General features: G+C 51.7%; 6 protein-coding genes and 1 tRNA gene. All 7 read left to right on the top strand.

The window, feature by feature from the left end:
• Positions 1–306: 306 nt before the first annotated feature.
• Entirely contained in the window at positions 307–4,278 is a 3,972-nt protein-coding gene (locus Q0X57_RS03895) for a choice-of-anchor J domain-containing protein (RefSeq protein WP_297727891.1), read from the top strand.
• Positions 4,279–4,534: 256 nt separating this feature from the next.
• Positions 4,535–4,609, top strand: a tRNA-Val gene (locus tag Q0X57_RS03890).
• A gap of 242 nt (positions 4,610–4,851) precedes the next feature.
• Positions 4,852–7,602, top strand: a complete 2,751-nt coding sequence (locus Q0X57_RS03885; RefSeq protein WP_297727888.1) for a carboxypeptidase regulatory-like domain-containing protein — start codon at positions 4,852–4,854, stop codon at positions 7,600–7,602.
• Between the two features lie 23 nt (positions 7,603–7,625).
• The gene (locus tag Q0X57_RS03880) at positions 7,626–8,444 is read left to right on the top strand and encodes a DUF5689 domain-containing protein (RefSeq protein ID WP_297727885.1); all 819 of its coding nucleotides are present in this window, start codon (positions 7,626–7,628) and stop codon (positions 8,442–8,444) included.
• 55 nt (positions 8,445–8,499) lie between these two features.
• Positions 8,500–10,146, top strand: coding sequence for a DUF5689 domain-containing protein (locus Q0X57_RS03875; RefSeq protein ID WP_297727882.1), 1,647 nt, complete (start codon positions 8,500–8,502; stop codon positions 10,144–10,146).
• A 153-nt stretch (positions 10,147–10,299) separates the two neighbouring features.
• Positions 10,300–11,478: a DNA/RNA non-specific endonuclease gene (locus tag Q0X57_RS03870; RefSeq protein WP_297727879.1), complete on the top strand. Its 1,179-nt coding sequence runs from the start codon at positions 10,300–10,302 to the stop codon at positions 11,476–11,478.
• A gap of 445 nt (positions 11,479–11,923) precedes the next feature.
• The gene (locus Q0X57_RS03865) at positions 11,924–15,256 is read left to right on the top strand and encodes a T9SS type A sorting domain-containing protein (protein ID WP_297727875.1); all 3,333 of its coding nucleotides are present in this window, start codon (positions 11,924–11,926) and stop codon (positions 15,254–15,256) included.
• The last annotated feature ends 259 nt before the right edge of the window (positions 15,257–15,515 follow it).

The following is a 15,515-nucleotide window of genomic DNA, read 5'->3' as shown; positions in this document are numbered from 1 at the left end:
TTTCATTCTTCCGAAGTTTTATTTCGTCCCTCGGTGGAGAATTTTCATTTGCTCCCTGGAGATTCCCGATTTCCTCGGGAGGAGTTAGCATCCGTAGAGATAGGAGTAGGCATAAAGTGAGTCTATAGCCCTGTGTAGCTAGGATCTAGCCATATACCCCTGGAGGTCATCATATGGGGTCGCTAGAATAGAGGATCATAATGCGTCACTCCTACTGGCGACTATAAGAGAATGAGTTGTTTTGTGCAAAAAAACGCTATCTTTGTAGCGGAACTATTTCATTTAACTAACAACAAGCAAAAGCTTATGAAGCATCACAAGACGATGATTATGAGGCTCCTACTTGCTGTGACACTCTTGGTGTCGCTCTCGTGGTCGAGCTTTGCACAGAGCGGTACACCTCCAGAGGGTATCGACTTTTCTGCCCTCAAGGAGGAGAGTCCGCAGTCGGCTATCTCTCTGCAGAGTGGCTACAAGGCTGCACTACAGACGACCTGGAAGTCGCTACATAGCAATAGTGCCGTCAAGTGGGCGGGGGTATATAGTGACCAGTGGTTTGCCTGCTCGGCAACACCCTTTTCGGTCAAGGCTCCCTACTGCAGTTACCTTGTCACCTGTCCGCTAGCTCTAGATGCTATCGGAGGTAAGAGCTTGACCTTCGACCTAAAGGTGACTTCGCTCAAGGGAAGTTCGCCTTTTCGCATCCTGCTCATTAATAAGAGAGGTGAGACCCTTCAGACGCTCTATAAGCATCAGTATGCTAAGCAGGACTTCACACCGACCTCGGTGTCAATCCCTACGGGGCTAACGGGCGTGGGCTTCATAGCCTTTGTCAATGAAGGCTCTCCAGGTAACTTGGCAAGCTACTATCTGAAGAACATTGAACTAAAGGCTCCCTCGACAGAAGTGGCTATTAGCTACAACCCCGCAGAGGGGCTGACCTTCTCTGAGGTGGCTGCTGGCGAGGTAGGTGCTACCAAGGAGCTAGAGATCTTTATCCAAAACTTCACAGGGACACCCGAGGCAACCCTCACGGGTATCAATAAGGAGGACTTCCTATTGAAGCCTCTCTTTGGCGGACTCACCGCTACTGGTGGTAAGCTAAGCGTCACCTTTGTGCCTAAGAGTGGCAACCCCGACATTACAGCCTTCGTCACTGTAGTGGCTGGCAAAACAAAGGTAGAAATACCGCTCAAGGCTTCTGCCACAGGTGCTAGAGCTAAGGTCAAAGTATCTGCCATGCCTGAGAGTATCGACTTCGGCTCTGTAGCTGTCGGGGAGACCTCGGTAGAAAAAGCGACTAGCATCACGGTACAGAATGCGATAGAGACACCTACAGTCACCTTGACAGGTACGCACAAGGGGGACTTTGCTATCAAGACAGGAAGTACCTTTGACAATCATGGAGGTGGGATCTCTGTAACCTTCACTCCTACAGCTGAGGGTGTGCGTACAGCCTCTATTGAGGTGAATGCCTCGGGGACTATCCTACAGATACCGCTCCAAGGTACAGCAACGAATGGTGGCGGTGGAGTGACACCTCCTCCAGGGAAACCAGAACCTAAGGAGGATCAGGAGCTACTGGTAGATCAGTTCTTCTACAACTTTGATGATGCTGGTCGTCCTACCTCTTGGAGCTACAAGGGGAATGTGATGAAGGAGACTAAGGGTTACAACAGCAGCACAGGCTTTGCTGTCCGACTAGATCAGACATCCTCTACTGAGACTGCTCAGCTCTATCAGGATATAGACATTGATGCGAAGGAGTTTTCTATGGCTCCAGGCAGTGTCCTCGAGGGTATGATACACTACTCGGTGCAGGAGCCATTTGCAGATAATCATGGTGTGCGTCTAGCCTGCCAGTGGTTGGATGCGGATCGCAAGCCTATTGTGACACCTGAGGATGCCTTTATCGCAAGTAATAGATATATTGAGTGGCGCAAGGCATGGGATGAGCTTCGCTTTAGGACGGTTGTTCCCGCAGGGGCTCGCTACTTCCGCTTCGGTGTAGAGGTCTCAGCTGGTAGTCTCGTCAAGGTGGACGACTGCTCTCTGCTACGTCTGACCAAGCTACACGCACAGGATCGCTTTGTCTCCGTATTGCCACACGCCATCTATCGTGAGGGCAAGACAACGGAGCCGATCCAGGGTACGATGCTCGTACAGTCTATGAGCATGGGTAAGGTACAGCCCAATGTGACGAAGCCGTCAGGAACCTTTACCCTGACGCCTAGCGAACTGCCTGCGGGCAATAAGGTCACGGAGGTCGCCTACGCTATCCAAGCGAGCGAGCCTGGTGCTTACATCAGTGGAACTTATGGTACGAAGCCCTACTCGGTTCAGTACGATGGTACGAATGGCTGGGCTACAATCCGTATCAATAGCTATATCATCGACCCCGCTACGCCTCCTATGGTCAAGCTCTCAGACAAGACTCCTAATAAGCGCCTCGTCTGCACAGTCGGAGATACGGCTGAGATGGAGCTAGAGTTTGACGTGGCGGGCGTAATCCAAGAGGTCAAGGTACAGACCGCCTCTGAGAGTGGTTACTTCAAGAGTAGTACGAGTAGCTTCTTCTACTCACCGACCAAGAAGAAGGTCCTTAATAATAAGGTAAAGGTGACCTTCGCTCCACGAGAGGCTGGCACTTACAAGGCGACCCTAACACTGACGACAGCCTGTATGAAGCCTCTCGTGATAGAGGTCGTTGGCGAAGCTAAGCCTGAGTCTGCAGAGTGGATGGAGACTTTTGCTGAGGATAAGCCTCTAGACAACCGCTTCAAGGGAGACAACTGGACGGGGTATCACCGCTTTGACAAGGGGTACTACTACCTCAGTGGCTCTTGGATAGAGGCTGGCAAGGTCTCTATCAGTAAGGCTGGCCGACTGGAGAGCGATGAGCTACTAGTCAATGGTATCAACCAGGTGAAGCTCCTCCCCGCTACGGATGGTCTAGAGCTATACTACACAATTGATGGTGGTGGTCACTGGACGAAGGCTACGCTAGAGGGTGGTGCCTACAAGGTCGGCACACATCGTCCTACACGCTTTAAGGTGGTCAACGGCTCCTCTGCCGAGGCTACGCTAACCCAGATTCTGCTCACGCAGTCTGCTCCTGAGGAGCGTCAGAGCATCAAGCAGATCGCTCAGGCGATGATGCTCGTGGATGCTAAGGAGGCGCAGGGTAGCCTGGAGGAGTATTTCGATGCTCAGCGTCACACACGTGGCATTAACCTCGAGGGGTGGCAGAGCTTTGCGACGCTTGCTGATCGTCCCTTCAAGGGCTGGGAGCAGAAGAATAAGAGTACTCAGGCTGTCGAGGAGACTTGCGCTCAGATCAGCTTCTTCAACTCACTAGACAAGGATGATGCTCGTGAGCAGGAGGCGTGGCTGATATCTCCGCTACTCTCTAAGGCCAAGGCTCAGAGTACGTATCTGACCTTCCGCCTGCGCTATGAGTTGCCGACGCAAGATGGTCAGGAGAAGTTTGGCGTTTACATTCTAACACCTGATGGTGCGGGTAGTGTCAAGCCTCAGTTCCTAGACATTACGAAGCTCCTGCTCGTGCCACAAATGGAGTCAGAGAAATGGTATGACTACTGTGTGGATCTCTCTAAGGTGAAGGGGTTACAGATTGATGACTACTTCTACGTGGCCTTTACGATGTACAGCCCTAAGGGTGGTACGAGCACTTCGCTCACCTTTATGGTAGATGATGTGACCTTTGGTCGTACAGACCTGCCTGTGGTCAAGGCTAACCCAGAGATGGTCAACTTCATCTTTAAGCCTAATGTCCCCTGCCCACCACAGACGATACAGGTCTCTGTAGAGCATCCTAATAAGGAGGTGACAGTCTCTCTAGAGCCGAGCAAGCTGATGGAGGAGTTCAAGCTCTCTACTATGAAGCTCCCCGCAGAGGGTGGCGACCTCGCTGTAGGCTTTAGTACCAAGAAAGAGCGTGACCGTGCTGCTGCACTCCTCATCCAGACTAGAGGTGGCGTATCTAAGCTGGTTCGCCTGCTAGCTCAAAAGGACACAGCCGTGGAGAGTTTAGAGCCTCTGCGCCCTGTCTATCTCTATCCGACAGTCGCTACGAGCGAGCTACACCTCTCACTCCCATGCCAGAGCTACTGGATCTACACGACAGAGGGGCTCCTCGTCATGAGCGGTGAGGCTTGCAGTAGGATTGATGTATCAGCACTGGCATCGTCTCGCTACTATGTCCGCCTGCAGATGGCCGACGGAGGAGTGGCTACGCTACCCTTTGACAAGCAGTAAGACCATACTAGTCCGTAGAGCGTCTGGCATATGAGCCTCACGCTACAAATAGAAACACGCCCCAGTTCTAATCTTAGAGCTGGGGCGTGTTGACTGATGACAAGGGCCTCTATCTCCGACACTCTCACGGTGCTGAGACTTGACACTGGGATGTGCGGAGTTGGTGGAATCAAAATATTGTTGTAACTTTGCGATACCGAATGGAGACGGGGTCACGACTCCGGTGACTTTCTCTACTTGGGATACACAGAGTATTGAGTCTTTAGCTCAGCTGGTTTAGAGCATCACCTTGACAGGGTGGGGGTCGGCGGTTCGAATCCGCCAAGACTCACTAAGGTTGTTTATGTTGTACGATAAATGAGTTATTGTTGTACGATTGTTACATTGTTGGGAGGCTGTCGCTTGTTGCGATGGTCTCTTTTTTATTTTCCGTGGGCAGAGATAATGTTAATAGGTAGTGAACTTCAATCGGAGGTGTGTGAGCTCGGAAGAATTATATATCTTTGCAAAGCAGGGGCGGATAGATCTGATTCGCCTCGTATAGCAAATGTCGAAATACAATAGAGATAGCAAATGCGACGAATAGTACAGATTATATGCTTGGCGCTGATAGCGCTCTACGGAGCGCAGGCACAGCAGATAGACAAGGCTCGAGGATCCGTCTACGAGGAGCAGACGGGGACTCCTATACCCGCTGTCAATGTTACGTGGACTGGGGATGGTATCACTTCGCAGGTCCAGACAGATGCCTCGGGAGCTTATACTATATCCTATAGTGGCACGGGGCGACTCACGGTCATCTTCAATAAGTCGGGCTACCGTGCTGAGGTGCTCGAGCTGGAGTGGCCTCGTGAGGCTAACCGACTGGAGCGTGTCTCGCTCACACCGACGCTCACGGCTGCTGACATGGCAGACCTCTCGATGACGGACTTTGTGATGAGCGATGATGGCGTGACGGCTGGAGATATTTCTCCGCTTCTGACCGCTTCGAGAGATCCCTATACCAATAAGGCGGGTTTCCAGTTTAGCCCGATGCGCTTTAGGGTGCGTGGTTACGATTCATATTACCAGTCTCAGTACCTCAACGGTATGCAGATGAACAATATGAACAATGGCTACTCCTCTTACTCCCTATGGAATGGCCTGAACAATGTGACCCGTGTGCAAAACAATGAGGACGGTCTGCAGCCGATTGACTATTCCTTCGGTAATATCGGCGGAACGATGAATATCCTGACGCGTGCTTCGGGTTATCGCCCTGGTACGACGCTTACTTTCTCAGGCAGCAACCGCACTTACAACTACCGCACGATGGCAACGCACGCCACTGGCATGATGCCTGAGGGCTGGGCTATCACGGCGAGTGCCTCGCGTCGCTGGGGTAATCAGTCTTATGTGCAGGGGCAGTTTTACGATGCGTGGGGTTACTTCCTCTCTCTGGAGAAGCAGTTCACCCCGCAGCACTCACTGGGCTTGGTCGTCCTAGCAGCTCCCACGGAGCGTGGCGTAGCCTCAGGTACGACGCAGGAGGTGTATGACCTGGTTGGGTCAAACTTCTTCAACCCAAATGTGGGCTTCCAGGGAGGCAAGCTACGCAATGCACGTGTTCGCTCTAATCATGAGCCGATCATACAGCTACAACACTACTGGCAGATCAATGAGAAGAACAAGCTAACGACGGGTGTAGGCTATCGCTTTGGTAAGAACGCCTACTCAGCTCTTAACTGGGGCAATGGTCCTGACCCACGTCCTGACTACTATCGCAACCTGCCTAGCTACTACGGCTACATGAGCGAGACCCAAGATCCAGATATGGCAGCTTACTACGAGGAGCTTTGGCACTCGAACTGCAACATGCGCTACATTAACTGGGATCGCCTATACAATATAAATAGGAACAACTATCAAGTCCTTTTCGATGAAAAGGGCCGTCAGATCGCTGAGGGCAACCGAAGCATTTACGTTGTGGAGGATAGACGCTCAGACCAGCGTCAGTTTAACTTCGCCACCACTTGGAATGCGCTCATCAACAAGCACCTCCGCTTTGACCTTGGTGCTAACTATCGCCTCAACCGTACGGCGAACTTTAACGTCATCGCCGACCTCCTCGGCGGAGACTACTGGCTGGACATCGACAAGTACTCCGAGCGAGACTTCGCTCAGGATCCCTCTAAGTCTCAAGTAGACCTCGATCATCCGAACAGAGTGGTCAGGGTAGGGGACAAGTATGGTCACAACTACCTAGCACACATACAGGAGGCTGAGCTGTGGGGCAACCTCTGGGGACAGTCTCGTCATGTGGACGGCTACTTAGCTTTTACCGCTGGCTGGACAGGTATGCACCGCGAGGGATTGCAGCGTAGAGGGCTTTTCCCTGACAATTCCTTCGGAGACTCGAAGCATCTGAACTTCCTCAATTATGGTGTCAAGGGAGGTATCACCTACAAGATTACAGGTCGTCACTACCTCGTGGCAAATGCCTCCTGGACGCAGCGTGCGCCTTATTTCGCAGATATCTTCGTATCGCCTCGTACACGCAATCAGTATGTGACGGACCCACGTCCCGAGCGTGTCCTTTCGGGAGACCTGAGCTATGTGCTACGTTCGCCTTTTGTCAAGGGGCGTATTACTGGCTTCTACACGCACTTCTATGATAAGACGAAGAACATGAGCTTCTACGATGACGGCTACAGAGCATTCTCTAACTACGTCTTGACAAATATCGAGTCGACGCACATGGGTGTTGAGGCTGGTATGGAGTTCAAGATCACGCCAGCTCTGACTGCCATCGCAGTGGTGAGCTACGGACAGTATCGCTATGCCAACAATCCTGACTACGTCCAGACGGTGGACAATAGTCAGAAGCTCCTAGAGCAGGATCGCGTCTACTGGAAGGGCTTCCACGTCTCAGGCACGCCACAGACGGCTGCGAACCTGAGTGTGTCGTATCAGTTCCCCTTCTATATGTGGGCGGGACTGGATCTCAACTACTTCGGACGTAGCTTCATCAGCTTGAACCCAATCCGTCGTACGGACAAGGCTCGCGCTAGTCTTGACTACGACTACGTTCGTCAGGAGGTCTTCCCAGGTGGCTTCACGCTTGATGCCAACGTGGGCTACTCGTGGCGCATCAAGTCGGGCGTCTACCTACGTCTCAACCTATCGGCCTCTAACCTGCTCAACACGAAGAACCTCCGTAGCGGTGGTTACGAGCAGCTCCGTGTTCGCTACACCAAGGAGGGCAAGATGATGAGACCTTTCGATAGTCGCTACTTCTATATGTACGGCACGACCTTCTTCTTCAACGCTGCACTACAGTTCTAACCCCCTTAAAACGGATGAATAGTATGACACATATATATAATAGACTCATCGTAGTGGTCGGCATGCTCGCCTTGCTGACGAGCTGTCAGTACAACAAGATTGACCCGCCACAGGAGCGAACGCCACGCCCTCTCTGGGAGCGTACGATGACGATCCAAGAGCTCAAAGCACTCTACCAGTCGAAGCCCGTACGGGTCGTACCCGATGCAGTGATCGTCGGGCAAGTCATCTCGGACGATAGCGAGGGTAACATCTACAAGTCCGTCTACCTACAGGACGAGACGGGCGGTATCGAGTTCAAGGCGGGGCTGGTCAACTCCAACCTCCTCTACAAGCGTGGCTCTAAGATAGCCATCCGCTGTCACGGCCTGACGCTCGGTAAGTATGGCGGAGTCGTCACACTGGGCAAGAACTCTACGGAACCAAAGTACGAGAATGCTTATCTCCCCGAGCAGATGACGCCTAGCTTAGTGCGCTGTGACAACACGCGTCAGCCACTTGTCTACCGCACGCTCACCATCCCGACGCTTTCACCAGAGTATACCAATACGTTGATACGTCTTGAGGGCGTACAGTTCGTCGATAGCGAGCTAGGTCAGACTTATGCCGATGCGGACAATAAGACGAGCGTCCCCGCTGTGGAGCGTCAGATCGAAGACCAGCAGGGCAACCGTGTCGTGCTACGTTCGAGTAGCTACGCGCTCTTTGCTGGTAGGCAGATTCCTCAGGGCTCTGGCAATATCACCGCCATCCTTGGCTACTTCAATGGGAAGCCTCAGCTCCTCATTAGCCTAGAGAGTGACATTAACTTCACCAGTCCACGATTTCAAACGACTAAGTAACGGAGGCTCCACGGAGCTTCGCTCAAGAATTTAAGAAACAGAGTTAGATCCAGATATGAAGACACTCAATAAACTTGCGACGAGACGACTACTCCTCGCTATCCTCACCATCGCTCCTCTGCTCGCTGTGACCAGCTGTAAGGATGAGATGGACTACTATGAGAAGCCCTACGTGACGCTCTCACCGAACTTCACTGACAACACGATTCCCTTCAAGCAGGATGGTGGTACGCAGCAGCTGACCATCGAGACCAATAGACGCTTCTCGATCACCTTCGGCGAGGGTGCCGAGTGGGTTTCGGCTACGCCTATGGAGGCGACCGAGGGAACGCACCAGATCACCATCACGGCACTCCCCAATAGAGGCGAAGATGCTCGTGAGGCTCAGATGATCATCAAGACCTCTACAACACAGCACGTCTATCTCATCATGCAGCTCGGCAGTACTGGCAAGGGAATCACCTACACATCGCTCGCTGAGATCGCTAAGCTGGGTGAGGGGCTAGACAAAACTAGCAAGACCATCGACCAAGACCTCCGCATTCGTGCTACGGTTACGACTCATGCCGAGACGAAGCAGTTCCCCTTTGCTGGTTTCCACTACATACAGGACGCTGAGGGCAACGCGCTTGTCCTGACAGTGCCCAAGGGCGAAGACGCCTTGCAGTTTGGCGACGAAGTGACCGCTAAGCTCAAGGGAGCTAAGATCACCAACTACAACGGAACCATACAGCTACAGGTCTCACACGCACAGATGTCTATCGTGCCCAACAAGCCGATCGAACCGATCGAGACTACGCTCGCAGAGGTCATCGCAGGTAAGCACCCGAACCAGTATGTACGTGTCAAGGAGGTTCAGTTTGTCAAGCCAGATGTACCTTTCTTTGATTCAGCTAGCACCTACTCCTCTACACGTCATCAGATCACCGACAAGAGTGGTAAGAATACCAATCTTGAGGTCTGGAAGACAGCTACCTTCCGTGATGAGAAGGTGCCCTCTGGTAGCGGTAGCATCACGGCTGTCGTGACGGTCAATAAGTCCAAGAACTCCAATAAGACCTTCTTCAATCTCCGTCCTACGTTGCGTAGCGATATCAAGCTTGACCAGCCACGCTTCGACGTAGGTGGTGGCAATCAACCCAACCCCAATCCCAATCCTAACCAGCAGGGGAACCTCTATGGTGTCGATCTCTCGCAGACGGCTCGTATGATACCCTTTGCAGATGACTTCTCTAAGGGAGGTGCGGAGAAAACAGCCTTTACGTTGCCTGGCTGGCTTAACAAAGCCCTAGAGGGTAAAGGTAAACGTAACTTCCAAAATAAGATATTTGGTGGGGTGCATCTCGCACAGATTTCGCTTTTCAACTGTACAGACCCTGAGAATAAGTGTGTCCTCGTCACGCCACGCCTACAGATGAAGGCTGGCAGTAGCTATACGGTTGACTTAACTTACCATGCAGGCTATACCAATGGAGCTACGCTGACTATCCAGCAGCTAGACAAGGACGGCAAGCTGGTGAAGACACTAGAGGTGATCAACGACCAGAGCAGTCCTAACGGCTTTGTCAAGAACAAACCAGGTACCAAGAAGAGCTACACGATCACAGGCTCTGCCGATGCTGGTTACATAGCCGTTCTCTATGAGGGTAAGGTCCCAGAGCGCACCACCACTTACCAAGTGGAGGCACTCACGGTCAAGTAGCCTTTCCTAGAGCTATCTCAAGCAAGCGGAGCCTCTGAGCTTAACCTGGAGAGCCAGTCCCCCGAGCGGGTAGGTCTCTCCGAAAGGTAGTCTCAGAGGCTTCGCCTTTTGTTATCTACTTTACTCCAAAGCCCCCCTTTACTCCAAAGAGCTATGTCCTCACTCCTATATAAACGTTCATATCTCCAGATGCTCCTGCTCGTAGGCTGGATGGCACTCCTGCTCGTTGGCTGTAAGCCGCAAGGTACGTCACAGCCCGAGCTACCCACAGAGCTAGCCCTCTATGATCGTACAGGTGCCTCCGTGCGGGTCGTTAACCCCGAGCCATTAGACTTCTTCGTCACTGTTGAGGCTCCGACTAGCTGGACGCTCACTGCGTCGCCAGATGCCTGGCTCTCCGTATCCCCGAGCGAGGGCAATGCGGGCAAGCAGGAGGTGATCGTATCGATCTTTGCCAACGAGGGTGGAGAGCGCAAAGCTCAGCTGACGCTCTCAGCCAATGGTAAAAGCGTCTCCTATACCATCACCCAGCAACAAGCTGCTGGACATACGGGTGGCAGTGGCGAGTATGGCAGCGAAACGATCCTAGGTGACGTTTCTCTCCTAGAGGCTCCCAAGCTCTCGGGGCGTAGCTCCGCTTACTATATTACCCACCGAGTAGAGCAGGAACAGCGTGTCAACTTCTCTGTCGAATATGACGTCGTCTACCACCATCCTATCTGGGTCTGCTACAGTGCCGATGAGTACACTTGTCAGCGACACACCAGGCGCAGCATTGACGCTTGGAGCTGGGATCCATTTGTACCGAGTCAGTACGAGGTCACGCAGAGCGCTTTCAGAGGGTATGACCGCGGACATATCGTCGCATCGGCCGATCGTCTTTACTCCAAGGAGGCAAACGAGCAGACCTTTTACTATACCAATATGAGTCCGCAGCGACACAATTTCAATGCGGGTGTGTGGCTACAGCTCGAGAAACTGGTACAGGAGTGGGCGCGCAATAGTCGTCTGCGTGACAAGCTCTATGTGGTCAAGGGGGGTACTCTCCGAGAGGGAGAGACCCTCGGCGTCACCGTGGGCGGCATCACCGTGCCGCGCTACTACTGGATGGCTATCCTGGCGCAGCGCGGCGACCACTATCAGGCGATCGCCTTCTGGGTGGAGCACACCCGTCCAGCAGAGGTCGATCGTCCTCGCTCGGTCGCTATCTCTATCGACAAGCTAGAGGAGCGCACTGGTCTAGACCTCTTCCACAACCTCCCCGACAATATCGAGACCCGTGTTGAGGCAGCGCACCCCACGGACGACCTCTCCCTCTGGCCTGGCATCTAGCACTTCAGACACCTCTTCCGATTTCATTGTCGGTTATAATAGAGAGTGCAAAGGTACGAACGCCAACAGCAAAGATTTCTCTCTAATGTACCTAGTGTCTCTCTGAAGTTCCCTACATTTCGCAGATCTCACGAGTAGCCCGTGTAGGGACGCACGAAAGTGTTTAGCGGGAAGGCGTCCGTTGTAGCAAAGCGAAACGAATATTGATGTCAAAGTATTGACATTGTAATCTTTGACACAACGGACTCCGTCTTTCTTTAACGAAGACGCCCTTCCTCCACTGGACACTAGCCGTGAGTCCCTACAGCAGGCTACTCGTGAAATTTGAATTGATGATATAGTTGCATTTCACTTTTTTTACGTATCTTCGCGAACGAAGGGATTGTATATATCCTTCCAACCATATCTTTGCGAATTGTTTACAAATCATTTAATAACAGACTTTATGGCGATACATACACGACAAGACTTCCTATGGCGACTTATTCTTGCCATACTCTTGCTACTACCGCTGTCGCTCTTTGCAGAGGGTGATGGAGGTCTCAGAGCTTTACGTAGCCAGACTAACAGCGTCACTTTTACGACAAAACGTGCCGTGGGGCAGCAGGTCAAAATCAAGATCAAATCTTCGAGTCCTGTAACTGCGCAGGGACTAGAGGGTCCCATAGACGTTGAGGGTGTCTATGCTAAGGACTATACACTCACCTCGCAAACGGTGACATTGACAGGTGATATCGTAGAGTTAGTATGCTTTAGCAACGAACTGACAGAGCTGAGCTTCTCTCCTGGGCACCCGATTGCTTCGCTAAATTGTTGTAGTAATCACCTCCAGGGAGAGGCTATGACTAAGCTCTTTACTACACTGCCAGACCGCACCTCTCTAGGTAAGGGGAGCCTGATCATATATGACTCAAATGATGAGAGCGAGGCAAACCATGCGCTAAAGAGTGACGTGGCACGAGCTACTGCTAAGAACTGGGAGGTTCTACAGCTCGGTCAGTGGTGGGCTAAAGAGCCATATATTGGTGAGGATGACCCTGTTAAGCCTGTCGGTAATGAGACGATCACCTTCACGACGGCAAAGAGTAAGGGAGAGAAGCTTATTATGTCTCTCCTATCGTCCACTCCTGTGGAGGCAACGGGGCTTCAGGGTGAGATAGATCCTAATGGCAATGAAGGCGAGTATATCCTAGACGGTAATACAATCACGCTCCGAGGAACAATTACTCAGCTCTCACTCAAGGGCAATTTCGTCACTTCTGTATCTCTCTCGGACGATACTCAGGTAGAGTATCTAGAGCTATCAAACAACTATCTGATAGCCCCGCACGTGGAGAAATTGATCTCGCAGCTTCCCTCTAGAGTGGGACAGAAGGCGGGCGAGTTGGTCATCTTTGACTCAACGCTCCCGAAGGAGTTCAACTATTGCTCAACAGCCGATGTCGCCTCGGCACAGGGCAAGGGGTGGACTGTGATGCAGCATGACAAGGAGCACAACATTATACCCTACGAGGGCAAGAGTAACAAGGCTCCCAAGCAGGGCGAGGAGCGAGCCTTCATGAAGACGGATAAGTTGGTAGGTCAGAAGCTAGGCCTTGCTGTACGAGCTTTCGGCCCAGTAACAGCTACAGGTATTGAGGGTACAATCATCCCTGACGGCAGGCGGAGAGAGTTTACCATTACCAATCAAGAAATCGTACTAGAGGGCTCTATTAGCTACCTAGACTGCTCAAGAAATGAGTTGACCTCTCTAAAGTTTGACGACAACGAAGACCTTGAGTCAGTCATGTGTGACAACAATCGTATCACAGGAGATGCGATGAAGCAACTAATAGCTTCGCTTCCTGATCGTATGGGACAAAAGAAGGGTGAGCTACTTGTTTTTGAAGGAAACATTGACGATGCAAACCGTTGTCTCATCAGCGATGTGGCTACAGCGCAGGGTAAGAACTGGCAGGTACAGCAGTGGTTCGCAGGAAGTATCGTCCCCTATGCGGGTTATGGTGAGCTACCCAAGGGTGGTAAGATAACGATTCAGACTAGCAAGACTGTCGGCGATGCATTCTCTATGAAGCTTGTTGCCGAGGGTCCTGTCACGGTAATTGGCATCAAGGAGGAGCTAAGCATAGATGACCACTACAATGATTACACGCTGACTAATAGTACCGTTACAATATATGGGGCTGTGAAGATCCTGGAGTGCTATAGCAATCGGATCACAGCGCTAGATATAGAGGAGGCGACCAAGCTTTACTCGCTAAACTGTTATGGTAACCAGCTGAAGCAGTTAGACCTCTCTAAGGCACCCCATCTCAACACGCTCGTCTGCGATGACAACCTTCTCGCAGGTGAGGAGATGACGAAGATGATCCAGAGTCTACCCGATAGGACAGATCAGGAGAAGAAAGCGGTCGCCGTCGTCTATGACAGTTCGCAGGAAGATGCTAATCGCTGTCTCGTCTCAGACGTAGCTATCGCACTTAAGAAAAACTGGCAGACGGCACAGTGGTCAGACGTGGGTGGAGAGCTCACAGCGATTCCCTACGCTGGTTACGATGCAGTCGTTAGTGATGATCAGATCCGTATGACTACACAGTTGCCCATCGGAGATAAGATCCAGCTCTCTATCGTTGCTCTAGGACCAGTCAGTGCAGAGGGCATCGAAGGCTCTCTTGTAGCTTCGGGAGCTCCTCAGGAGTATACCCTGACCAGCCAAGAGGTCATCATCAAGGGAGCTGTCTCTGTCCTCTTCTGCTATGGTAATAAGCTGACAGCTTTAGATGTCTCACAAAACAAGAGCCTCATCACGGTGGTTTGCGATGACAATATGCTTATCGGAAGTCAGATGACGAGTCTTGTGCAGGGACTTCCCGATCGCTCTAAGGAGTCTAAGACGGGCAACTTCGTGGTCTACGATAGTGGAGTGGCTGAGGATGGCAATAGATGTCTCGTCTCAGACGTGGACATCGTGGCCCAGCGAGGCTGGATGCCTACACAGTGGGTCAAGGGGCAAAACGGACAGCGCTCACCTGCTATGTATCTAGGCTATGATATGACTACTGGAAAGGAGAGCATCACTTTTGCTACGGACAAGATCCCTGGCGAAAAGGTGACCCTAGCATTGGATGCTCAGAATCCTATCGTAGCAGAGGGTCTCGGCGAGGGAGTGCGCAAGGCTAAAGACGACCAAGTCTATACGCTCGTAGCTAGGCAAGTAGTCCTCAAGGGAACGCTCAAGCAGCTGAAGCTCTCGGGCAATGAGGTGACCTCTCTACGCATTGATGATACGAATCAGCTAGAGCGTATTGAGTGTCAAGACAACAAGTTGAGCGAGGAAGCTACTGATAAGCTGATCGCTTCACTACCTAGTCGCACAGGCTTGACAGAGGGTACTTTACTACTAATTGATGCCACAAAAGCTGAGGGCAACGTCTGCTCTAAGGCGCAGGTAGCAAAGGCGCAGCAAAAGAACTGGAGGGTGCTCCAGCTAGTCCTTGATGCTGGAGAAAAGAAGGAGATGCCTTATGGTGGATACAATAGTATCAGCCCAGCTCCAGCGAATAAAGTCAAATTCTATCCCTCACCAGCTACTACGACTCTGAGCATTGAGGACGCTACCCCGTACGCTCGGCTAGCGCTATACGATGGTGCGGGTAGGTTAGTCCTGCAGGGTGTAGCTGATGACTGTGGAGCTTTGACCATAGATGTTACGAGTTACTCCCGAGGTACTTACATCCTTCAGATAGAAGGTGTCAGCTACTCACTTCTACTTGACTAATAAATCCTGCTAGTAAAGAAAAGCTTTTAAAGAGCTACTTCGATTATGACAGCCACGTGGGAAATGCCGATTTCCTGCGTGGCTGTTCTTCATTTGCCACTGAGGCGAGAATCATTTCTTCGGAACTTTGATTTCTTTCTTCCGAAGTTTCATTTCATTCTTCGGAAGTTTTATTTCGGCCCTCCGTGGGGATTTTTCATTTTCCACGTGAGGATTTGAGAATCTCCACGTGGGGATTGGGGATGTCGCCCTGTAGGGA

The sequence above is a fragment of the uncultured Porphyromonas sp. genome (genome assembly GCF_947254915.1).
In the GTDB taxonomy this organism is placed as follows: Bacteria; Bacteroidota; Bacteroidia; order Bacteroidales; family Porphyromonadaceae; genus Porphyromonas.
This window is presented reverse-complemented; position numbering and strand designations above follow the sequence as displayed.